Origin of the sequence: Neochlamydia sp. AcF65 (genome assembly GCF_018342435.1) — a bacterium.
Classification (GTDB): Bacteria; Chlamydiota; Chlamydiia; order Chlamydiales; family Parachlamydiaceae; genus Neochlamydia.
Window position 1 is genome coordinate 1 of sequence record NZ_JAEMUE010000050.1, and the last position, 23,876, is coordinate 23,876.

At 38.0% G+C, this 23,876-nt stretch carries 18 protein-coding genes and 1 pseudogene; 16 read left to right on the top strand and 3 right to left on the bottom strand.

The window, feature by feature from the left end; translation table 11 throughout:
- Both NEOC65_RS06350 and NEOC65_RS06355 read left to right on the top strand, forming a co-directional pair.
- Nucleotides 1-313: transposase family protein (locus NEOC65_RS06350; protein ID WP_213156076.1), on the top strand; the 313-nt coding region annotated here is incomplete at its 5' end.
- Between the two features lie 216 nt (nt 314-529).
- A complete protein-coding gene (locus tag NEOC65_RS06355) occupies nt 530-2,650 on the top strand; it encodes an LOG family protein (RefSeq protein WP_213152467.1) in 2,121 nt (706 codons plus the stop codon).
- A 224-nt stretch (nt 2,651-2,874) separates the two neighbouring features.
- Here the strand turns inward: NEOC65_RS06355 and NEOC65_RS06360 are convergent, their stop codons facing one another.
- On the bottom strand, nt 2,875-4,113 hold the full coding sequence (locus NEOC65_RS06360; RefSeq protein ID WP_213156077.1) for a 2-oxoglutarate and iron-dependent oxygenase domain-containing protein: 1,239 nt from the start codon (nt 4,111-4,113) through the stop codon (nt 2,875-2,877).
- Between the two features lie 665 nt (nt 4,114-4,778).
- Here NEOC65_RS06360 and asd point away from each other — a divergent pair.
- From asd to NEOC65_RS06400, 8 genes and pseudogenes are all read left to right on the top strand, one after another.
- A complete protein-coding gene (gene asd / locus NEOC65_RS06365; protein WP_213156078.1) occupies nt 4,779-5,855 on the top strand; it encodes an aspartate-semialdehyde dehydrogenase in 1,077 nt (358 codons plus the stop codon).
- A 4-nt stretch (nt 5,856-5,859) separates the two neighbouring features.
- Nucleotides 5,860-7,044 carry an LL-diaminopimelate aminotransferase gene (locus NEOC65_RS06370; RefSeq protein WP_213156079.1) on the top strand — a complete coding sequence of 395 codons (1,185 nt, stop codon included), beginning with the start codon at nt 5,860-5,862 and terminating at the stop codon, nt 7,042-7,044.
- 647 nt (nt 7,045-7,691) lie between these two features.
- On the top strand, nt 7,692-8,819 hold the full coding sequence (locus tag NEOC65_RS06375) for a branched-chain amino acid transport system II carrier protein (protein WP_213156080.1): 1,128 nt from the start codon (nt 7,692-7,694) through the stop codon (nt 8,817-8,819).
- A 770-nt stretch (nt 8,820-9,589) separates the two neighbouring features.
- Entirely contained in the window at nt 9,590-10,117 is a 528-nt protein-coding gene (locus NEOC65_RS06380) for a hypothetical protein (protein WP_213156081.1), read from the top strand.
- Between the two features lie 444 nt (nt 10,118-10,561).
- Nucleotides 10,562-11,017, top strand: a complete 456-nt coding sequence (locus NEOC65_RS06385; protein WP_213155854.1) for a transposase — start codon at nt 10,562-10,564, stop codon at nt 11,015-11,017.
- On the top strand, nt 11,017-11,850 hold the full coding sequence (locus NEOC65_RS06390; RefSeq protein WP_249299098.1) for an IS5 family transposase: 834 nt from the start codon (nt 11,017-11,019) through the stop codon (nt 11,848-11,850). The genes NEOC65_RS06385 and NEOC65_RS06390 overlap by 1 nt, the downstream gene beginning before the upstream one ends.
- Nucleotides 11,851-12,307: 457 nt before the next feature.
- A pseudogene (locus NEOC65_RS09805) lies at nt 12,308-12,361 on the top strand (hypothetical protein); the annotation flags it as partial.
- Nucleotides 12,351-12,605 (top strand): DUF1670 domain-containing protein, encoded by a 255-nt coding sequence (locus NEOC65_RS06400; protein WP_213151854.1) that lies wholly within the window; start codon nt 12,351-12,353, stop codon nt 12,603-12,605. The pseudogene NEOC65_RS09805 and the gene NEOC65_RS06400, both read left to right, overlap by 11 nt.
- 589 nt (nt 12,606-13,194) lie before the next feature.
- On the opposite strand, the gene NEOC65_RS06405 is transcribed toward NEOC65_RS06400, so the two are convergent.
- Nucleotides 13,195-16,392 carry an ankyrin repeat domain-containing protein gene (locus NEOC65_RS06405; protein WP_213156083.1) on the bottom strand — a complete coding sequence of 1,066 codons (3,198 nt, stop codon included), beginning with the start codon at nt 16,390-16,392 and terminating at the stop codon, nt 13,195-13,197.
- Nucleotides 16,393-16,522: 130 nt separating this feature from the next.
- On the bottom strand, nt 16,523-17,932 hold the full coding sequence (locus NEOC65_RS06410) for an RtcB family protein (protein ID WP_213151852.1): 1,410 nt from the start codon (nt 17,930-17,932) through the stop codon (nt 16,523-16,525).
- A gap of 799 nt (nt 17,933-18,731) precedes the next feature.
- Between NEOC65_RS06410 and NEOC65_RS06415 the strand changes: the two genes are divergently transcribed.
- The 6 genes from NEOC65_RS06415 (at nt 18,732) to NEOC65_RS06440 (ending at nt 23,792) form a co-directional block, all read left to right on the top strand.
- A complete protein-coding gene (locus NEOC65_RS06415; RefSeq protein WP_166156763.1) occupies nt 18,732-19,130 on the top strand; it encodes a type III secretion system chaperone in 399 nt (132 codons plus the stop codon).
- 38 nt (nt 19,131-19,168) lie between these two features.
- Nucleotides 19,169-21,583: a type III secretion system inner membrane ring subunit SctD gene (sctD, locus tag NEOC65_RS06420; protein WP_213151851.1), complete on the top strand. Its 2,415-nt coding sequence runs from the start codon at nt 19,169-19,171 to the stop codon at nt 21,581-21,583.
- Nucleotides 21,584-21,703: 120 nt separating this feature from the next.
- On the top strand, nt 21,704-21,943 hold the full coding sequence (locus NEOC65_RS06425; protein ID WP_213151850.1) for a DUF5398 family protein: 240 nt from the start codon (nt 21,704-21,706) through the stop codon (nt 21,941-21,943).
- Between the two features lie 210 nt (nt 21,944-22,153).
- Nucleotides 22,154-22,447, top strand: a complete 294-nt coding sequence (locus NEOC65_RS06430) for a DUF5407 family protein (protein WP_039386809.1) — start codon at nt 22,154-22,156, stop codon at nt 22,445-22,447.
- A gap of 146 nt (nt 22,448-22,593) precedes the next feature.
- Nucleotides 22,594-23,043 (top strand): CdsG family type III secretion system protein, encoded by a 450-nt coding sequence (locus NEOC65_RS06435; protein ID WP_166156774.1) that lies wholly within the window; start codon nt 22,594-22,596, stop codon nt 23,041-23,043.
- A gap of 68 nt (nt 23,044-23,111) precedes the next feature.
- Nucleotides 23,112-23,792, top strand: a complete 681-nt coding sequence (locus NEOC65_RS06440) for a hypothetical protein (protein WP_166156777.1) — start codon at nt 23,112-23,114, stop codon at nt 23,790-23,792.
- Nucleotides 23,793-23,876: the final 84 nt, after the last annotated feature.

The window sequence follows — 23,876 nt, forward strand, 5'->3', positions numbered from 1 at the left end:
TAGGCTATTCAAAGAATCCCAAGTTAAAATCCATCCACAAATAAGAGTGTTAACCGATTCAGGATATCAAGGATTAAAAAAGCTGCATGCCCAAACCCAAATGCCCAAGAAAAAAAGTAAGAAGAAGCCTTTAACTCAAGAGGATAAAAGAACAAATCAAAGTTTATCCAGAGAAAGAGTTGCCAATGAAAACGTCATTGGCCTCCTTAAGCGATTTAAAATTATAGCAGATCGCTACAGAAATAGACGTAAAAGATTTGCACTTCGCTTCAACTTGATTGCAGCAATCTATAACTGGGAATTAAATACGTGAGTTTCGAAAGAGGTCTATTCACAAAAAATGGTGCTAAAAGTAAAGCATTTATGTAAATTGGCGTACAAAGAACGTACTTAAAAATTTTAGCCTCCTTTCTGCTCTATCTTTCGCGCTCTAAAATTTTTTTAGCATTTGCTCGCAATTTTTTATAGAAGCTGTGAGATTGACTAATTTTAGACAGGTTCATATGATCAGCCTTCTGCTAGGAGATGTATGAATAGCCAATTATTTCTCGAAACAAAATATTTAGATTTAGTCACTCCGGATGGCATAATTACACATTTAGGGCCTATCCATGAAAACACTAGAATAGCAACAGTTTTTATTAGTCAAATACCTTCACTCTTTGTTGGATTTGAGATAGATTTAAATCATCTTTTCTTTAATATCAAAAGCACGCTGGCACAATTAGGAGTGAATGGCATAGGCATTGAATATCAATTAGATAAGCAAAATAGCTGTGCTGAAGTTAAAGTTCATCTTTCCGCCCTAGGAAGGGTAGGTGCGGAAATGCTTAAACACATTGAAGTGGGAGCAGCAATTGGTCGCCTTTTTGCTGCGGATGAGCGCCGTCGCGTGCGTGATCCTGATTATCTCTTTCGCATGTTTGGGCGCTCTGATCGATGGGGAAGGCCTCTACTTTCGCTAGGAGGATTACATGGAAGTGATAATTTAATCCTCGATAAAGTAGATGGGCGGACGGTAGCCTACCTATCCTTACTAAAAGGGCGAGGTGGATATGCCTCGACCATTCATGGTTTCCTTCCTACCGTCGCAAAAGCATTAACATCCTCGCTTAGTATGCGGGAAATCTTAAAACTTCACCAAGAATGGGAGCTAGATCAGCCCCGAGAGGTAAACAAAAATGAGCTTTTACTTGTTCGTACTTTACCCTTACATATTAGAACAGTTTTCGGCCATGTAGCCCAAGAACTTCTTTCTACGGAAGTCCAGCACACGACAGCTTCGGTTCTCCAACCTGATACCTATGCTTCAGGTGACATCTATGAGCTGTATGGCAGTAGCCAAAGAGAGATTACCGATATTCCTCTAGAATTTTATACTTTAGAACCTTATCGTGAGCATGTATATTTTTCTGATCGCGATCAATTACAGGCTTGTCTAGAAGATACTAGCGTGCTTTTTGAAGCTTTTAAAACAGCACCTGAGCCTATAGAAAATCGTGCGGCAGTGTTTGTGGTAAAAGGAGAGCAATTTCTCAATCTAAAACCGGAAGCCTGGATTACGCGCACGTCACGTTTTCAAGAATTTCCCAAATGGGGCCATGGAACTAGGAAAGCACTCATGGTCGAACGTTTCATTGAGCAGCAGCCCTCTTATCCCTTTTTAAAAGCTATCGATGATTCTAGTATTACGAGCCAAGGTATCCTCCTTACCCGTTATTTTCCCTCTCCTTTCATGAAGCGTATGCTATTAAGCGATCAAGTGCAAAGATGCCTTAAAGGGATATATTTTCAATATGCCTCCCAATCACATCTAGGCTTTTTCTCTGCAGAAGATCGTGCTCTTTTACATGACCTGGACAAGTTTGCCATCCCTGTGTTTTGGGTAGATGAAACTAGCCATAAGGTTCTACAATTCGTGCAAAAGCCTGGCTATGACTCGGGACTCTTCGTTCCTCTGGGAAAAATCGAAGCTTTTCTAAATTCTACAGTATTCGGCATTTATGGCTCTAACCTACTCGAAGGAAATTTTGAAACTGAGCTAAGAAAACTTCTAAAAGGCGTCATAGAGATGCGCCAAGAAATGAATCATCCTTTGCTAAAAAAAGATACACCTCTTGCTTTAATTACGGGCGGCGGGCCTGGGGCTATGGAGGTAGGAAATCGTGTCGCACAAGAATACCAGATGCTTTCTTGTGCTAATATAGTAGATTTTAGAGCAGGCCCTCAGACAGTGGTCAATGAACAGCGGCAAAATCCTTATATAGACGCTAAAATGACTTATCGCTTAGATAAACTTGTGGAGCGCCAAGCAGAATTTAATCTCGATTTTCCTATCTTTTTAGAAGGTGGAATTGGCACAGATTTTGAATATTCCTTAGAGGAAGTGCGCCGAAAAGTCGGTTCAGTTCCTTCAAATCCTGTGTTGTTATTTGGAGAACCCGCTTATTGGAAGCAAAAAATCACCAGCCGCTTTCAATTAAATTACAACACCGGCACGATCAAGGGCTCTGAGTGGATTACTAATTGCTTTTACTGCATCCAAAATGCCCAACAAGGATTGAAAGTTTATCGCGAATTTTTTCAGAATAAATTAAAAATTGGCAAAACTGGTCCTATTTATGAAGAAGGCTTTTGTATCGTCGAATAAAGGCCTTTCCTCCCAACAATAATGGATTTCGCTAGATTTTTTTAAACAGCGTTGTTTTAGCTCATCTTCTCACTGGCTTAAAAAAGCAGCTTTGAAAAATTAAAACAAATTTTTTAAGAAAAACTAAAAGGAAATAAGAGGAGCAAACAACTTATTTTCCTGTTTTTACTCATAAACTTGTGTAAATTAGCTTTTTCTTTTTTTTATCTTTTAAACTTGAATGATTAAGTCTCTTTTTGTTCATCTGAAAAAATGGAAGGATAAAGGGCAATAAGCTCGTGAGGAGGCATTTTTAACAGTCCTTTTTGGCGTAAATTTTTGACTAGCTCCTCCGAAGGCTCAAGAATAATACGCATTTCTATCAGGCGTACTTCCAAGCATTCTTGGACAGTCATCTCAGGAAAACCTTTCATATATTCTTCTTTTTCTACCTCAGGCATATCAGCTATCACTTGATTTAAACAGCCTACAAAGGGTGTTAAAGAAAAATTAGCAGGCCAGGAGAAAAAAAAGCTACTAGCAAAACGTCGCTGCCGCGCATATAGACCTCCTGGATTGATAACTTGATGGCGAGGTGCGCGCATCAATCCAGCAGTTTTATAGTATAACTGTTCTCCCGTATTGATCAGGATATAACCTTTAGGAATATTCACATGCTTCCATTCTCCTTCTTGGGTCATGACTTGTAATCCAGGGACTTTAGAAGAAGGAAATAAAGTTAAGACATTCAGGTCTTTGTGCGCACTCGCCCACACTGCTTGAGGATCATCTTCAGCTTTGAGGGCAGGATAATGAACTAACCGCAATAAATGATTTCCACTCCTAGCAGGCGTAAGGATATTTTTTGATGGCTCATTTAAATACTCAGCTAGATATCCCATGAACAAAGTGGCCAACTTGGTAAATTGCTGATGGTAAAGAGACATTATCTCTTGAAATTTTGAGCGATTCGCAGGCCACTCCTTAAAATGGGGAGGGATAGAAAAGGTCTCTTTAAGATCGGGATGGCAAGCTCCTGCAGCTGTCTCTCGCCCTTGGGGAGAAAAGCCTATGGAAGGGTCTTCCTGGCAATCTCTCATTTTATCTTCTAGAGGCTGATTAAAGTATTTTTCCATCTCAAGGTAGGCAGCTTCAATTAAAGGCTGTAGGGCTTCCACCTTAAATGCCACAAACCCTATATTCTTAAGTCCATCGCCGAATTGCTTGATAAGCTCTTTTCTTTTCTCTCCTTGAGCCTGCTCAAAAATACACAGGTCAAATAAAGGGATAGGGGCATCATCGATTAAAACTTCCGTATTTACAACTAATCGGGAATCTAAGAATTCGTCGGCTTCACTTTTTTTCGCTAATGAATCCGTAAGGCTGCTTTCTTCAGCCACACTTTGCACAACTAAAGAAGGATGAGGTAAATCTACCGGTGGAATAGTAGAGGGATCGCCTTGAAGATAGATGGGAGAGCTCATATTGCCAGCCTTAATAGCTTAAAATTTAGGTTTGTAGTAAAATTTAATAAATAGGCTAATTATTTTTTTCGGTCCTTGTCAACTACTTTTTCTTAACAATCATGCTGATATCCCACATACAGATCCTATTAGTAAGCATCAGTTTTGGCACTTGAGGGTGAAATAGGTTAGAATCTGTAAATTAGAAAAGCCGTTCTATTATCTGTCTGAGGCATTTCAAATTTTTTTTATTTTTTAACCTTGTTTTTCAATAGCAAAATTGCCTAAAGATAAGTAAACTCTTACTTTCAAGTCTAAAACATGAACATGTTTGCTTATGTTACTTAGTTAATTTACAAGGAACACTAGACCTAGACGAGGGGTAAGCGACCACGAGGTAGACCCAGCTTAAGGGTTTCTGAGAACATCTGCAAAATAAAAAATGCTTGCAAATAGCTGTCTTTTCTATTTATTGGACTTTCTGATTAACATTATTTTCTTAGCATCAAGGCCTTAATTAACCCCTCCTTTTTGATGGCTTACGACGAAGGAGAGAAATTCATTGAAATTCACTTCTTTACTCATCTAATTTAAATATAGTCTTGTGACCAAAAAAGCCTATTCTCATATTTCTAAAAATAGCCCTATTGTTTATAATTTCTCCTATTCACTTTAGGAAAACTTATATGAAAAAAATTCCTGTAGGCATTTTAGGTGCAACAGGTATGGTTGGCCAGCAATATCTACAATTACTGTCTAAGCACCCCTGGTTCGAAGTGGTTTTCCTAGCTTCATCCAAGCAATCGGCTGGTAAAAGCTATGCAGAAGCAGTTCAGAACCGCTGGCTTCCTAATACGCCTCTTAGCGAAACACACGGAAAGCTTCCCGTCTATTCTATAGAAAATATTGAGCAATGCAAACGCGACTGTAGCCTCGTCTTTTCAGCTGTGGACTCCCCTATTGCTAAGCTATATGAAGAAAGTTATGCGGTGGCTGGCTTGCCGGTTATGTCTAATGCTTCTTATCACCGTAACACTCCTGATGTTCCCATTCTAATCCCGGAAATCAATGCTCATCATCTAAGCATGATTAGAAAACAGCAAAAGAATCGAGGTTGGGGGCAAGGCTGCATTGTTGTCAAACCGAATTGCTCTCTTCAAAGCTATATGATTCCTTTACAACCTTTACATCAAAAGTTTCAGGTTAAAAAACTAATGGTGACTACCCTGCAAGCCGTAAGCGGAGCTGGATACCCAGGGGTCCCATCTTATGCTATCCAAGATAATATTATTCCTTATATTGAAGGTGAAGAACAAAAATCTGAAAGTGAGCCTTTAAAAATCTGGGGAAACATTCAAGAGGATAAGATTGTCAATGCTTTAGGTATTTCGCTCTCTATAACCTGTAATCGCGTTCCAGTATTAGATGGCCATATGGCATGCGTTGCAGTAGAATTTGCTACTAAACCCTCCTTAGAAGATATTTTACAAGCTTGGCAGGCTTTTAAAGGGGCCCCTCAGGAGCTTCATCTACCCTCTGCTCCCCTTTGTCCTCTTGTTTATCATGATGAGAAAGATCGGCCTCAGCCGCGTTTAGATAGACTTGAAGGCAATGGAATGTCTGTAGTAGTGGGACGCTTAAGAGAATGCCCTCTTTTCCATTACCGTTTTACAGCTCTTTCTCACAACACGATCCGAGGAGCAGCTGGCGGTGGAATCTTAACTGCCGAGCTAATCTATCAACAAGGTTATATAAGAAGCTGACGATATGATAAAAAGAAACGCTAATTTAGCAAAGCTTAGTAACGGATATTTATTTCCTGAAATCCAGAAACGTAAGCTTAAATTTATTTCTGATCATCCTCAAGCAGAGGTGATCAGCCTAGGAATTGGTGATACAACAGAGCCCATTCCTTCTTCTATTGCCCATGCCATGTCCCAAGAAGCTATAAAATTGGGAACCATTCAAGGTTATAGTGGCTATGGGCCTGAGCAAGGACTTAATGAGCTTCGCGAACGTATTGCTTCCCAACTTTATTTTAATCGCATTGCCTCTTCAGAAGTATTTGTTTCTGATGGCGCCAAGTGCGATATAGGCCGCCTTCAGATGCTTTTAGGAAAACATGTATCGGTAGCTATTCAAGATCCAGCTTATCCTGTTTATGTAGATGGCAGTATTATCCAAGGAGTAAGCAATATTGTTTACATGCCTTGTACTCCTGAGAATAATTTTTTTCCCGACTTAGAAAGAACGCCTCGCACAGACATCATTTACTTTTGTTCCCCCAATAACCCTACAGGAGCTGTGGCTACAAAAGATCAATTAACCAGATTAGCTGACTTTGCAAAAAGCAATCAAACGATTATCTTATTTGATTCTGCCTATGCCAACTTTATACAAGACTCTTCTTTACCCAAATCTATTTTTGAAATCCCAGGCGCAAAAGAAGTGGCCATCGAAGTAAGCTCTTTTTCTAAGCTTGCAGGCTTCACCGGGGTACGCCTTGGCTGGACCATCATTCCGCAAGCCTTAAAATATGAAGATGGGACCCCAGTAAATGTAGATTGGCAACGACTGACCACTACTATTTTCAATGGGGCCTCTAATATAGCTCAGCGCGGGGGGATGGCCGTTCTTGAAGATAGAGGTCTCCAAGAAGTGAAGAAAACCTGCCAGCTTTACCTGGAAAATGCTCAGCTCATCAAAACAGCTCTTGAGCAGCAAGGGTGGGAAGTGTATGGCGGGACTAACGCCCCTTACCTGTGGGTACGGTTTAAAAATCGCAAATCTTGGGAGGTTTTTCAAGCTTTACTTGAAAACTATCATATCATTACCACACCTGGCTCAGGCTTTGGCCCCTCAGGAGAAGGATTTATACGTTTTACAGCTTTTGGAGCACGCAATAATATTATGTTAGCTATAGATAGATTAAAAAAGCCGTTTGTATGCTAAATGAGTCTCTTTTGTATCTTTAAAGTTAGCAAAACATTGCGCCTCTTTATTCATAGCGGGTTTGGACCAGCTTATTTAAGAGAATGGGTGGCAAGGCCGTATGCTAGCCTTTCTCTGCGATAGGAATAAAATACTTTTTATATTACTGCTCTCTTTGCCTTTAGCCTGGAGCAGGCTATACTTGCTTTTTTATTTAATATTTTTAGCAAATAAGTTATAGATAATATTTCATTTTTCCTTAAATTTCTCGCCATCCATGGGCTCAGGCTAGCCCTTCCTCCCAGTAGTTTCCTTCCAGCATTTGCACTCCTATCTGCTCTTACAGCAAGCTTAAGAGAATCATGCCTATATTTTACTCCTCTTTTATACGATCCTTTAAACAGCAACACTTTAGAAAAACAAAGATAATGAAAGAGCATAAATATTGCTTGACTTAATAGCTTATTAACAACTATCATTACTTTTATGAAAAATCTTCTCTTATCTTGTTTGGTTTCTACTAAACTATTTTTATCGAGTGTCTTAGTGGTGCGCTGCGCGCACATCTAACTTTTCTTATCTATCTTTATTGTCGATCGAAAAAATAATAAAAAATCATATCCCTTTAATTATTTCATAGAGGGACCATTTTATAGGGAGCTAAAACGGTGAGAATATCTCTTCATCTTAAAACTATAGCGACAGGCCTTGCGATGTTTTCCATGTTTTTCGGCGCAGGCAATGTGATCTTTCCGCTTGCTATCGGCCATTATGCTCAAGACAAAACATTTTTCGCCATTTTAGGTTTACTAATCACGGCTGTGGTTGTACCTTTTGGGGGATTATTCGCCATGCTCCTTTTCGAGGGAGATCATAAACGTTATTTTGCAGTTTTAGGAAAGTTTCCAGGGTTTTTAATAGCTTTATTTATCATTACCTTATTAGGACCTTTAGGTTCACTGCCCCGTTGCATTGCTCTAGCCTCCTCTACAATAAAAATGTCTGTAGGAGATTTCTCTCCTGTAGCATTTAACGCGCTTGCCTGTGGGCTTATCTTTTTCTTTACTTATCAAAAAAGATATATCATGGAATGGTTAGGATGGGTTTTAACGCCTCTATTATTAGGGTCTTTAGCTTATATTATCATTAAAGGGCTGCTAACTGCTGAAATGTCTTCCTTATCCCCTCAAAAGCAGCACTCTTTAACAGTGTTTTTAGAAGGGCTAAAAGAAGGTTATAATACCATGGATTTGCTTGCAGCTTTGTTCTTTTCTTCCATCATTTTTAATTCCTTAAAAAACACTCTTACCTTTTATCCTCAAGAAAATCTAGTGAAAATTGGCTTAAAATCTTGTACGCTAGGTGCTTTTCTCTTAGCCATTACTTATATAGGCTTTAGTTATGTTGCCTCTTTTCATAGCGCCACACTAAAAGTAGAAAGCGTCGAGCAGCTATTGGGAGTCATTACGATGAAGATAATAGGCCCTTCGGCAGGCATTTGGGTATGCTCAACCATTGCGTTGGCTTGCCTGACTACCGCCATTGCTCTCTCGAATGCATTTGCAGACTTTATTAGCCATACAGTTTTTCAGAACAGAATTAGCTACAAAACAGCATTAATAGGTACCCTTCTTGCTACATTCATTGTAGCCAATCTGCAATTCGCAGGCATTTCTGCTTTTCTAATTCCTATTCTAAAGGTATGTTATCCTTTTCTTATGTTTCTAACGGCCTATAATATTGTAACGCAGATACTTGCAAGAAAGACGCTAAGTATAGCTCAGGCAAAAGATTAGCCTATATCAAAGGGAGTGATTGAAAAGGAGGACAACTTAATGCCACTTCACATCCTACTGTAAGCTTGCAAGTTAACTCATCAATTTTTTTGGGCGATTAAGCTAAGCAGAGGGCTTTCAGAATCATAAGCACATGTTATTATTTCATCGATTAAATTTAAAAAAATTTGAATGAATTGATCTCTTAAGCCTTCTGTGTAAAGCTTTATAAGCCATGAGTGTAATGAATAATCTTTAGAGGTTTTTTAAGTAAACAGTAAACAAGGAGCCACTCCCTTACATTTTATTCTGTTAACGTATGAGCAAAAATGTTTCATTTGTAATTAACCGTTGAGAAATTTAAATCTATAAGAGCATTTTATAAAGTTTTTTTCTTTAATGCTTTTTTTAAATTCGATGAGATGGGATACAAAGGACATGAGGTACTATACATAGAATATCATTTACGTAACAACTTAAGCGGTCACAGGGCAAGCCGAGCTTTAGATGGAATTCGGCGGACCTCTGCAAAGCCAAAAATGCTTGCAAATAGCTCTTTTTCCTATTTACTGCATTTCCTGATCTACATTATCTTCTGAGCATCAAGATTTTAAGCATTTTTATCCCCCTTGACCGCTTACGCAACAACGCCTTAAGGTAGGCCACTATTTTTTTATCTATTTAAAAGAAACAAATATATTGTATATAAAAAAAATCATTTATTAATAACTTTAACTATTATATCATTTATACAACAATAAGTTAACTATTAAGCAACAAGAGAATAATAAATGGCTAGCGTAACTTTAGCAAATTTTCAATTAATCAATAGTTGGAAACCAGCTTTTAACAGCGCACAATGGAGGGATGGGGGTCCAAAATATTTAATTGATGCAAGTACAGGCCAAAAATATTGGAATGAGCCTAAAAATTCTGTTAGATTTAAATGTTTTCTACTAATTCTGGGTACGCCTATCGTTCATTCGCTTGCCTCTTTAGTAAATACAGCTTATCGAGTTGCGAAATTAGCTTCTTTTTCTCACTTCTGGACAGGCAAACAAACAGAAAACCCCTATTCCTTTCCAGGAAGATTGAAAGATGCTGGGCAAGATTTATTAAGAGTTGTAATGACCCCTGTGGCTTTGGTTGGCCTGGAATTAGCGGCCATATATGGAATATTTACTCCTTATAATGGTAGAAAACTATATGCAAGTATTGAAAGGGCGCAGTATGGAAAATTCACACTAGCTCCATGCTTTCAACCAGGGCCTACTTGCCATGCTTCTGGAGGAAATCCTCAAAAGCGAAATGCATTTTAAAATTATATAGAGAGATAGGCCCACGCAGGAGCAATTGATTACATGCAGAGATGTAAGTTTGAATGCTTTAGTTAGCCAATCGACCCATTTTACCTTTTCTTTTAGGAAATAAAGCCTTGTTTGTTTTGACTAGCACCTCTATAGCTTTAGAAAACTTTTTGCTCTGTTAGAAATGCTAATTTGAATTTAAGGGCTAGCATACAGCGTGTTTTGGCGCCCTCAATAATATGCTTAAAAGGCTACCTTACCTTCCCCTTATTTTATCTTACCAAGCTGTCTTATCATGCATCTAAAAAATTGGTATGAAACAAATTATTTAGTTCAACATGATTTAAAGTATTTTTGCCCTGAGATAATATTTTAGGAGAGTTTTTTATCAAAAAATGCTATATTTTCTTTACAAGTAAATCATTACAAAGCTCTTAATTTCTTGCAAAGTTTACTATGAAACCAAATAAACTAAACAATCAACAAGACCTGCTTTTTAAATTCCGCTTTAGCAATGAACTTAACCAAAATCATCCTCTTGTCCAGCTATCCAAGTTGATTGAATGGAAGCAGCTGGAAGAAGAGTTTGATAAGCTGTTTGTAGAAAATGTAGGCCAGCCAGCTAAGCCTGTAAGGTTAGTTGTAGGTCTCTTTATCTTGCAACACATGTATGGAATTTCTGATGAAAATGTGGTGCATCGATGGGTAGAAAATCCTTATTGGCAATACTTTTGTGGATATGATCACTTCAAGCATGAGCTGCCTATCCATCCTACTTCTTTAATTAAATGGAGAGATAGATTGGGTGAAGCTGGACTTAGTAAAGTCTTACAAGAAACGATTGTAGTAGCTGTTTTGACAGGCGCGGTGAAAAAAAAAGCCTTAAAAAAGTCATTGCCGATACAACGGTGATGCCCAAAGCTATCGCTTTTCCTACCGATGCAAAACTTTACTTTAAGTCTATTCAGGCGCTTGTAAAAATAGCCAATAATTACAAAATCATTTTGCGACAAACCTATAAGAAGCTAGCAAAAACAGCTTTGTGTATGCGTGCTCGTTATGCTCATGCTCGTCAAATGAAAAGAGCTAAAAGGGAAGAAAAAAGGCTGCATACTTATTTGGGAAGAGTAATTCGGGATTTTGAGAGAAAGATAGAAGGACAAAAGTTAGATCAAGAAGGCTCTTTTCTTTTAGACACTATTAAACGTATTTTTAACCAAAAAAGAAACGATTCGCCTAAGGTGTATAGCTTGCATGAGCCCCATGTGGAATGTATTGCTAAAGGTAAAGTAGAAAAAAGATATGAATTTGGCTGCAAAACTTCGCTAGTCATCACTCATCAAGAAGGGTTAGCTTTAGATGTTAGAGCCATTCATGGCAATCCGTACGATGGGCATACGCTTGAAGAAGCTATTAAGAAAGCTCAACATAATAGCGGCAAGAACATCGAAGTAGCTTTTGTAGATAAAGGTTATCGAGGTCATACGGTAGAAGGCAAAAGCATATTTATTTCTGGGCAAAGAAAAGGCCTTACACAGTGGATTAAGTCCCAACTTAAAAGGCGCCAAGCCATAGAACCTCATATCGGCCATATGAAGAATGATGGCAAACTGGGACGCAATTACCTTAAAGGCCGTTTGGGAGATTGTTTTAACGCCATTCTATGTGGAATTGGCCATAACATGCGTTTAATTTACAACTGGCTAATCGCTCAAAATTCTCCCAAGCGTCTTTATTCAGGCTAAAAAAACTCGTTTTCTTCTTTAAATTGCTTTAATGCTCTATCTTGAAGGCTACCTCCTGCTCTAAAACTCTTAATTTTTAGCCAATTTTCATACTCATCAACAAAAATTCTTGGATTTGCAGTTTTTTAGCTTAGGTCTAAAAGAAAATTCATAATTTTTCTTTCTAAAATGGATGCAATGAAGAAATTTTTAAGGTTAATTCAGGTCGAACTAAGTAGGCAGATCTCTTTTTTATTTTTGCTTGGTAAGCTTGCAAGATGCTATGGAAAGAGCCAAAGGGAAAAAATTAAAGGCTATAAAAAAAGAAGCTGTGGCGCGGATGTGCAAGCAAGCTTTTGATCAAGAAGGTTGCTTAACCCATGCATAATTAGCTATTTTTTTAAAAATATCGCCACAAAGTGTAGGCAAATATATCAAGGAGTAGGAATTAGAAAACCGCGAGGTTCTTCCAAGAAGAGGATCTATCCATGATATAGGCCCTACTTTAACTCACAAAACAAATGATCATTAAAAAGCTCTTTATCGAGCAAAAAACTGTTCAGCAAGTGAGTAGAGAAACAAAGCCCTTTTTACCGGCGATACAAAGGTATATATCCACTTTCAAGCAAATATTGCTATGCAAACAAAAAGGTATGTCTACAGAAGAAGCAGCTTTTTCGGTGGGTAGGACTTCTCACTTAGTCAATGAATATAAAAAGATTATTGAACAATATAAGCGGAAAACAATAAATGAAGGTGTTGATAAAAAATATTAATCAGAAAAAAGATTGAGTTAAATGCCAGTTAATGACAAATGTTCTTATTTAAAATTTTTTAAAAACAGGGGTCTGTTTTTACCGTTATATAATTTGTCCTAAACAGTACTTGACCTGACAAACATAAGTTACCTGGCAGGTACTATTTCTGTCAGTTAATTCATGTTTGTCAGCTTAGATACTATTTAGGACAGGACTGATACGTTTAAAAAACTTATCTACATAACCCTCCCGCTGAAAGATGTCTCTCTAATTAATGAGAAGGATTTTATGAAGGACAGGGTTATATAAGAAGTAGCTCAAAAGCGTATAATCCACTGAACCAAAAACTTAAACTAAAAAGACGCCAAGCGATGAAATTCCTCCCTGTGGTCCACCTAAGGACTGTTTATTAATAGCGTCCTTTCTTATTATTAATTCTCTTCTATAGCTGTTCAAGCTTTTATAATTTTTTACCCTTAGGAAACGTAAAAAACTTAAGAGGCCGTTAGCTTTTTGCTTCTCTAGCCGTTAATGTTTTCCTATAAAGGGCTGATAAAGAGATCATTATAGAAAAGACTACAGAGCCCTCTGTATCCTTTTCTAAACTTTAGATCATCTTCTTTAAATCCTTGTAAATTTCAGGTAAGGTATCTTTGATAGAATGCTTACGATGAGCTATGTTCTTACTAGGAGGAAGAATTTTCTCTACTGTGCCTACATAAGCTATATTTTGCTTCACATACCCTCCGCCACTATAATAATAATAGTATTCTTCCCAATAGTGGTTATCCATATAGTACAAAAGGGCTTGAATATTTCCCTTATCTCCTGCATAAAGGTTGATAAGTGAATCAACCATTCCTTTTCTATCTTCCCAGAAAATTTTTACCGCATTTTGTAAGCTAGAGGAATCCTTACTATTTACGCCCCAATTCTTTTGTCCATCCCAATATTTACTCTGCTCATTAAAATTATCGGTCCATAATTTATCAAAGATAGCAGGAAGAGGCCATCCACCGTGAGATTTTGCCTGCGTTACTTTGGCACCCGCTTTTAATAAAAGAAAAATCTTTTCAAAAGTCTCCTGCTTTATTCGGCACCAATTTTGATGAAATATTAAGTCTAGCGCCGTGGAGCCATACTCATTTGGATGATCAACAGGCCAATATTGATAACTGATGAGCTCGCGAAGAATTTCAGGTCCTGCAGAATGCGTAGCAAAGTGAATAGGAGTATCTCCCTCTTCGTTAAGAGGTGCCAAGATTTTTCTCTCATATAGTTTGTAAAGCTGGGAAGGTTGTTTTAAGATAAAACTTTTCCATATTGCTTGTATAGTCGCCGGTTTCTGTACGATTGCTCCCTGTTCAACCAAATGAAGAATAGTGTTGCATAGCTTAGAAGTAGCTTCTCCTTTAACTAAGATATCTATTGCTGCTAATTGGTTAGCATTTATTACATTAATATTACTTATTTTCCGAGAGGACAAACACTTCATTACCTCTAAAGCTCGACGCTCAGCAGCCTTATGAAAGATTGTATTTTTTGAAGCATCCATCCTATTCAAGTCCACCCATTTTTGCTCATGGATAACTCGCAAGCAATCGTCATTGTAACAAGCAAATTTTAATAATTGATCAGTTTCCTCAGCTGTAAAGGTGATAGGGACCTTGCTCTTCGATAAAAGCCATTGAAGGGTGTCACAACCACCCGATCCAAAACAATGCCAAATCACCTGGTTGGGCATCTTGTGGAATAAGTCAAGGAGATAGGCTTCATCTTTTAAATTTTTAGCTTTATTCCAGATTAGTTCAAGCTGCCCTGATGAAAGACCTTGTGCTTCTGCTTGCAGAAGCACTTGAATACAAGAAATAAGTTCATCTATATCACAATCTTTTCCCTGTACCAGCTGTAAGGGGGTCAGGCCGCTTTTATTAAGAGCGTTGACATCCATTTTTTGTTGGATAAAGTACTTTAAAATCTCAACATTAAGAGCTTTGGCAGCCAGATGCAAGCCACCATTATCTTCTTCATCCTTTAAGGTAAGATCCAATCCTTCCTTTATTAAAGCTTGGACGACATCTACTGAGCGACTACAGGCAACACTCCATACTTCTTGTAATTGTAAAGGTGAAAGAGTGGTAAGTGTACGAGGAGAACTCTTTAATAAAGTGGTTAGCACTGAAGAAGATTGATAGCGCACGGCATACATAATTTTTTGAGGAATAGTGAGCAGGGAAGAAGCGTCTTTAATTGCTTCTTCAATCCCCAGATCTTGGAACTCAGCTTCTTTTAATCGCAGGCTAGCATCCCCTATCTTTTCTAACCAGTGCTTAATGAAAAAGTTTCCCTCCTTGCCTAACTTAGGGAGGCTACCAGGTAAAGGAACAACCCCGTATCGATTATTTAAAAGCGCTTCCGCCACTGAAAAAAGCTGATGATCAATAGCGATGAGGAAACATTCTTGGTCAGGTTGTGCTCCTATTAAAACTAGATGGCTTACAAAATCCTGGTCTTTTAATTTTAAAGCTTCCTTAAGCAGTTGATTAATCCCTTCTTTCTCTATGTGGGCAACAGAATCCATCTTTAAAAGTTCTTCCCTTTTAATCTTATAAAGATCCTCGGAAGAAATTTTTGAAAACTCCTCTTTATCTTTGCCGGCATTTTTTCTAAAGAATCTTCTTAAATCATAGTTTTTACCTTTTAAAACAACTTTAGGCAGCGAACCTGTTTTAGAGGCTAAACGTATAAAGCTTCCATTATCTAAAAAAAATTTAAGGGTCTCTTCTGCAGCTGCGGATAAACCATCTTCTTTAGCCAGCTCCTCGCATAGTTTATATAAAGGTGTCTCTCCCCTACTATCATATGTCTGCAAAACTTTCTGTAGCTTTCCCTTCTCTGCATATTTTTGGCTGATGCGTTGGATTAGCTCATAATCACACCATTTAGCAGCAGCATGGAGCATAAAAGTTTCTTTCTTAAATTTAGCTTTTTCTAATCCCAGCTCGATTAAAACACGAAGCAGGGATGAATCTTTATAGCCGAGAGCTATTTTTAAAAGATTAGGAGTGGACCCGGCGTATTTAAATTCATGATCAAGCGATATAGCAGCTTTTATGCCTTCAATGTCATTCATTTCTATCACAGTTTGAATACGTGTCATCATCGAAGGAAGGCTATTAAATAGACATCCCCAGCGATCTGTGTCTGGATGATCCCATAATTTTTGTAAGTTTGGTTGCTCTATTAAATGCCGTTTAAAAGAGTTATGTTGCCATTTTTTTTCATAGGCAATAAAAAGCCCGGCAATGTCCTCTCTACCTATATTAATCGCTATTGTTAAAGGATCATGCGTTTCCGTAGGATCAAACTTCCAGGTGCGAATAGCATGCACAAGCAAAGTCATAACTCCTAAACGATTAGCTTTTTCTGCTAAAATGGCTAAAGGAGTTCTTCCCATAGCATTTTTTTTATTTATTCCCGGTGACCCACGGCAATGCGCAAGCATGCTACGCAAGATGTCTAGATCTCCATTGTGGCAAGCTAGGTGAATAATGGACTCATTGTCTATATTGACGGGAGGACTAGACAAAACCCAATTCGTCATCTTTTTTAGGAAGAATAAAGTGGCTTCTTTTTGATTGGATCGGCAGGCATAAAATAAATGCGAATCGCCAAAACGATAATCAGCATGAGGCTTGTAAGCCCATTTTTTGTCTTTTTTAATATTAAGCTTTACGTGAGACTGGCTAAATTCTTTTCCCTCAGGGGTCACATAAAAAGGTTTTGATTGAAGAGGAGCTTCCATGTATAGATCCTTAAATGGTAAATTTTTCTCTTGAGTTCACCTTATACAAAAACTTATTTTTTAAGAAAATTATTTATTTTTTAAGGTAAACTTTCTTGCTTTACCTAGAGATTTTTGTAGATCTTTACCATTACTCACCTTCTACAATTCCTTGAGGCAATGAAGATAGTGAGCTTAAGCTACCTTCAGCGGCCATGCGTACAATTCTTGGCTGGAATTTTCCTATCACCTCAACTAAGTCTTTCTGTTCTTCCATGACTGCCTCGATAGGTTTATAAGCTTGAGGTGATTCGTCTAATCCCCCACCTATTAAATTTATGCCCTGCTTTAATAAAGAATTGAGATGTTGCTCTAAAGAAATCGTCTTTTTTGCTTTAGTGCGCGCCATTTGCCGGCCACTGCCATGTGAAGCCGAGTTTAATGAATCTGGATTGCCCTTACCTACAACCACATAGCCAGCATCAGCCATCGTTCCTGGAATAATCCCTAACACACCTTTTCCACTAGGTGTTGAACCTTTGCGATGGACGATAGCCTCTTTTTCCTTTCCCTGCACATGAATCTTTTCCCGCCAAGCGAAATTATGGTGATTTTCTACTGTGGCAATGGGAGTTATTCCTGCTGCCTCTGCTATTCTTTGGTGAATAACATGGTGATTGGCAGAAGCAAATTGGCCTGCCAGCTGCATCGCTTCCCAATACTCCCTACCTAGATCATGATCTAAACGTAACCAAGCTAAATGCTTAACAGAATGGTCCAATTCTTTCAGCTGGGTCATGGCCATTTTAGTATAATAATCAGCTATTTTAAAACCCACTCCTCTTGAGCCGCTGTGTGAGAGCAATGCCAGGTAAGATCCCGCCGCAAGCTTAAAAGGATTTTCTGCCTCAAAAATTTTTAGCTCACCCCATTCTACGAAATGATTTCCTCCCCCGCTCGTACCAATTTGGTAAATAGCCGTTTGCCTTAAAGAACGTGTCAATGAGGTAAGTTCCCACTGGGATTTTTCTAATATTGGGTGATCGATTTTACCTTTGTGAATGCCGGCAGCGCCTGCGCCAAATACAGTATTATCTAATAAAGCCGAATAAAGATGTTTATATTCCACGCTTGTAGGATTTTCTAAAACGTGCGCCGGGAGAGGGTAAATGGTCAGTTTCATCCTACAAGCAATATCTACCCCTACGGCATAGGGAATAACAGAATTTTCTGTAGCCAAAACTCCCCCGATAGGAAGACCATACCCTAGATGCGCATCAGGCATTAAAGCCCCTGCTAGCGCTACAGGTAGACGAGCAGCTCTATCCATCTGCGCTATTGTCTCTGCCTCAATATAATTCTCCCCCCAAACTTTATAAGGAACCGGTAAAGGGTGCAAAAGCAAGCTTCTTCTTATAGAGCCAAATTTATTTTCAATCGTTTGTAAGAAGGCAAGAGCTTTTTGTGGGCTTTCTTTCTTGTATAAAGTCCACGCCTTATCTTTTTCGGGCGAAGTAAATATCTTTTGATTAAGTAATGCTTGGAATTCTCTTGGATTCATAGGCCAACTTTTTATGATTAAAGCGTTTAAAGAGAGGGACATTTAATAAATTAGCAAGCAACTTCAAAGTCTTTCATGCCTCTTAAAAAAATTGGTAAATTGCTTTTCCTCACACTGGAGAGAAAAAATTGATCACCAGCTTAGAGATAAAAATAAAAAAATCTACCCTTTAGGATCTTTAAAACTAAGAAAAAATCCTTTAAAGATAAAAAGGCATTTTCTAAAAAACATGCAAGTTGTTTATTTAAAATTGTTTATTCTTTATAAAGAAATAAAAAGCAATCATACATGTAAAGGCATGATAAAACTTACTCTTTTCTAGTCTAACTTGTAAAAAATTTTATCCAAATCTAAAACCAAGCATATGAACAACTAAGTAGATAACAGAAGAGCAGCTTGCCATTTGACCAAAAGTAATTGAGAAAAATCCTTGTTCCTTTAAGGAAGGTGAAAGGATAGTGAGTCATTTTGTAGAAGCAAAATAAAGCTCTATTCTCTAACATTCATCCAATTGGCCCTTATCTAAAGCATAAAAAAAACCTAGCTTAATTTTTATCATCTCTTTATTTTGCTTACACAAAAGAAACGCTAAGAAGTTAAATTTTTTGGTTTCACCTTTGATAAAACAAATGGTCTTGTTCGTTTTAAAGGTTTTACGTAATCTAAGGTTTTACGTAGCCTATTGCTTGTAAGGAGCTCATCACAAAATTAAAGGTCATCATTTATTTTTAATCTTTATTTTTGGCATTATTTTTGGTACATAAAATATCAGAGATGATTTAAAAAGGTAGGGATCCATATGGTCGATCTCAAACAATTCTGTAGCCAGCTTTCAAAAGATCTAGGTCTTGATGAAGATTTACTTCAAGAAGAAGCACCAGGAATTTTTAGTCTGCCTATTGAGGAAGAAGTTTCTATCAAGCTAGGGACGCTAGCTGAAGGCTTTTCTTTACAATGCATTTTATGCGATTGCCCCAAAGAAAATCCTGAAGCCTTTTTGGCTGAAATAATGGATGCAAACTTGTTCGGACAGACCACTAGGAATTGTGTATTAGGCCTAACAGAGGATGGAAATCGATTGACGCTATCGCGTATGATCGATTATAATCTTGATTATAAGAGCTTTAATGAATTTCTTCAAGATTTCTACAATGTAGCTCTATTCTGGCGCGAACAAGCGCTTCATCATTTAAAATAATTCTCAATACGAAGATAAGATATAACAACGGTTAACATATGGTCGCCAAATTAGTTGCAGAAGAGGGTGTTCAAAAAGGTCTTGTACTTTCCTTAGATGAAGGAAACGAATGGGTAATAGGCCGTGATCCAGACGCTTGCCAGCTGCTTATTGAAGATCCCTCTGCTTCACGTAAACATCTACTCTGTCGCCAAACTCCCGAGGGTATTGTAATTGAAGCTTTAAGCCTTGCCCACCCGGTGTATGTTAACGAACAGCCTATCCAAGAGTCCTGGCTACTGCACCATGGAGATAGGGTTCAAATAGGAGAAGGGCTTTATCGTTTTTATGCAGAAGATGAGACTCAATGGCTCGATGAAGAAAAAAAGAATCTTCTTAATGGGCAGGAAGAATTAAATGATTCCGTGCAAGGAAACCTTCCTGAAAGTGTAGAGGATGAACAAACTTTGCCTACATTAGATGACGAGCACTCTTCTCAGCTTTTTGCATCTCATCCTTCTCTCAGTGAAGCCAAAGAAGCAGGAGAAAATTTTCCATCCTCTGCCCTAGATCAAGCACAGCCGCTAGGTAAAGAAGATGAGCAGTCAGATAAGGACAATGCATCTTTTGCTTCTACTACCTTTAATGAAGAAGGCTTTTTCACTCCTTTAGAGGAAAATAGAGAGGCAGCTTCTGAAGAGGAAAAAAAATTCACAGAGGAAGATAAGCCCTCTAAAGATCAATCGCCTGAGGGAAAAGATAAAACCCCGTTACCTCTTGCTGAGGATAAGGGTATTTCCCCACAAGAATTGGAGAGTGACGATGAGTTTTTAGAAAGCTCACCGGAACAAGAAAGAGAGCAAGAAACAATGAATGGTTCTTGGGCAGAAAGGCAAGGTGATTTAGAAATATCTACAGATCCCAAGGAAGATGAAAACCAGAGGATGAATGATTCTCATTTCTCACAGTTATCCCAAGAAGCAAGTCCATCTGAGGACCAGCAGAATGATGAAGATATTTCTATTTTTGAAGAGTCGCTAGAAACGGCTAATTATCCTGAAATTCACTTCGATTTAGCTGAAACAGGCCGTTGGCTGATTAAAGTGGTAGGAGGGCCTAATCATGGGGCCGAGTTTACTCTCCAGCCTTCTTGTACTTACCTCATTGGAACTGATCCTAATAGTTGTGACATAGTTTTCCATGATACTAGTGTTTCACGTCAACATGCTAAGATTACTGTAACGGAAGAAGATACGATAAGTTTAGAAGACTTAGGAAGTCGCAATGGAACGTTTGTAGATGGAAAGCCTTTAACAGGTAGAGAATCTATTCCTACCAATACTTTAATTCTTATGGGCACCTCCTCTTTTGTGGTTTACGACCGGGAAGGTGAAATGCAAACAATTATTGCTCCTTTGCTTCCTTCCATAGTTAAAACTCTAAAAGAAGAGCCTCAAGAATTAACTCCCGCCCCTGCCCCTGCGGCTGAAGGTGAAGCACCTGTCGAAGAAGTTCCCACGGCAGCACCTCCTGTAATCGCTCCACCTCCTAACAAGGTATACCCCCATGAAGCTTTAGGAGCTTTTATTTTAATCGCTATCATTACAGGCTTATTTGTTATCATTGGAATTGGTACCGCAACTTTATTTAAGAGTAAACCTGTGGTCTCCCAACAAGTTATTAATCCCGAACGTGACCTTACAGAAGCATTATCAGCTTTTCCACATGTTAAATACTCTTTTAATCGTAATACAGGGCGCCTACTTCTTGTGGGGCACGTTTTATCAGGATCAGATAAAACACAACTTTTATACAACCTACAAGGCTTCCCTTATCTACGTAGCATTGATGACAGTGGGGTGATTATTGATGAAGGGGTTTGGAGAGAAATTAACCAAATACTTTCCCAAAACTCTAATTGGAAAGGTATTTCCATTCATTCGCCTACCCCTGGTCATTTTGTCATCTCTGGCTACCTAAAATCTAGAAAGCAGGCCGAGCAGCTGTGGGATTATATTGCCTCTAATTTTCCCTACCTCGATCTATTAGAAAAACGCGTGATCGTTGAAGAAGATGCCGTTTCTGCGATAAGTGCGCTTTTACAAAACCAAGGTTTTAAAGATATATCCTCTCAAATGAATGAAGGAGAGGTTATTCTTTCAGGCCATCTTCCTGCTGGAAAAATGAATGATTACAATCAGACCCTCATTAAGATTAAAGAAATTCCAGGTGTACGCTCGATTAAAAATTTTGTGGCTGAGTTAGCACCTGAGCAATCGATGATCAATATAACCGATAGATATGAAATTACAGGCGTTTCCCACCAAGGGGATGTGAACACCAATGTGGTAATCAATGGTCGCATACTTACGCGAGGAGATGTTTTGGATGGAATGACGATAATAAGTATTAAGCCTAACGCTGTCTTCTTAGAAAAAGAAGGAGTTAAGTATCGTATTGAGTATAATCGCTAAAGAGAGAAAAAAAAAGTAATACTTCTCTTTCTTGCAATTATTTCCTATTCCATATTATAATAAACTTAAGGGTGCTGAAATCCCTATATTAATGCTAGTAGTGCGTGAATGAGGTAATAAATGTTTGGTCTTGAAAAGCAGAAAAAGAAAAAAGGCGAAGAGTTTACTTTTGAGCTAGAAAAAGAATTAAAAGCTTTTAATAGCCATCAAGATTATAAGAAAAAAGTCGAAGAAAGAATACAGGATATTAGAAGTTTATTAAGAAAAGGTGAAAATAAAGACGAATTTGACAAATTGGGAGTACTTTTACATGGGTACACCTCTTTATTAAAAATTATGTCCCGCCTCTCGCCTAAGTAAACTAAATTAAGCGCTCTGCTGGGCGGCAATTTCTAAAAGCAGAGATAGAGGATTGATTCTCTATCAAATTGAGGCCCAGCTGAACGCTTAACAACATGTATGAAGTGAGAAGTGATTCAGAAAGAAGATGAATGCTCATCTTCAGGAAATGAAATTTCCAGTATGAATCTCTGGCACGCTTATACTCCTAAATTAACAGGAGGATAAAATATGTCTTCAAATAGTAACCAATCATTTCCTTCAGCTCCTACTAGCTATAGCGGAGCTAATCGCCAATCGGGATTTGAGGTACAATCGCTTATTGGTATCATTAACAATGCTGTATCTAGCGCTAAAGCTAAACTACTGCAAATTCAAAATAATAGAAGTTCTATTAGTATTGGAGATATGTTTGAAATGCAAATGCTGATGAATCACCTTTCTCAGTTATCAGAAATGACTACTGATATTGTCAGTGCCTCTAATACGGCGATTTCATCAATGGCACGTAATATTAAATCATAAGCTTAAAAAAAAGACTGGATCAAAGTCTGATAGAAACAGGCATGTTCATAAAGAGCAAAGGCAAGATTACCTTTGATCCAGGCTAAGTCTAAAAGTTAAGTATCTGCAGGTATCATTGAACGATGGAAAAAAAGGATAGCAGGAACATGACGAAAGAAACGATTGAGGATTTCAAAGAAGATTTTTCTCTCTTCATTGAAGCAGGCTTTATAGCAGTGAAACAGCTTGATGAGATCAGTGCTTCACGTATCTTCCAAGCTGCCCAAACCCTCAATCCTGACAGCACAGCCCCTCAAATTGGCTTAGGCTACATCGCTCTTAATAAATTGGAAGTTAAGCAAGCTACAAAAATTTTTGAAGAAGTGGTTCAAAAAGAACCTGAAAATTATTTAGCACAGACTTTTTTGGGCATAAGCTTCCTATTAACAAAGCCTAAACGTAAAAAAGGGGAAAAGCTTATTCAAGAAGCTATGGATAAAAGCAATGACCCTACAGTTAAAAACTTGGGATTCCTTTCGCTGCAATGGGCACAAAAAGATTTAAATGACTTAAAATCACACTTTTTCAATCATGAAAAAGGTGAAGTAAAAAAATAAAAGTAGAGTAGCTTAACAATCTTAATAATTAGTTAACCTAATGAAATTAAGATAGGAAGTTAAATATTATGACAATAGATAAAATAGACGAAATAAAAAAGATAGGCAGTTCGAAGCTTAGTGCAAACGCAGAAGCAGAAGGACTGGTTGATAAGGATCACTTTGAATCTTTGATGCTTCAGCAAGAGCAACAGCAAAAGCAACAAAAAGAAGCCACGACTGTTGAAAAAATTGAGTCGATCAATAGTAAGCCTACCTTAATGGAGCAAGTGGCCGAGCTTAATAAAAAAGTTGATCAAGTTAAAAAAGTACAGCCAGTAGATATTGTAGCCCAAGCTCAAGATGTCATGTCACGCATGTCTCAAATTCAAGACCAGCTAGCTCTCCCTGGACAAGCTATTAAGCCAGCTTACCGTAATCTTTTAAAGAACAAGCTTACCCATATTAATGATAACTTGCGGATAGCTCTTTCTGCTGCCGGAGTAGAAAATGTTCCCCCTGCTCCTCAAGCCATCTCTCCCAATCCGATTGACCGCTTTTTAGGCTTTCTTACCGATGGGCAAGCCCAACTGAAATCGATTACTAAAGAAGTTCAATACATGCATTTAAATAAAAATAATATAAATGCTGCAGCCATGCTAGCCGTACAAATTAAAGTAGGTTTTATCCAACAAGAGCTAGAATTTTTTAGTAGCGTATTAAATAAAGCCCTAGAATCTACCAAAACAATTATGAACGTCCAAGTCTAGTTTCGAGAAAATGCTTGCAAGTTGATTTGAATCATTAATAAAAGCCTACTATTGCCATCACTTTAAGCATATTGAGAAGATTAA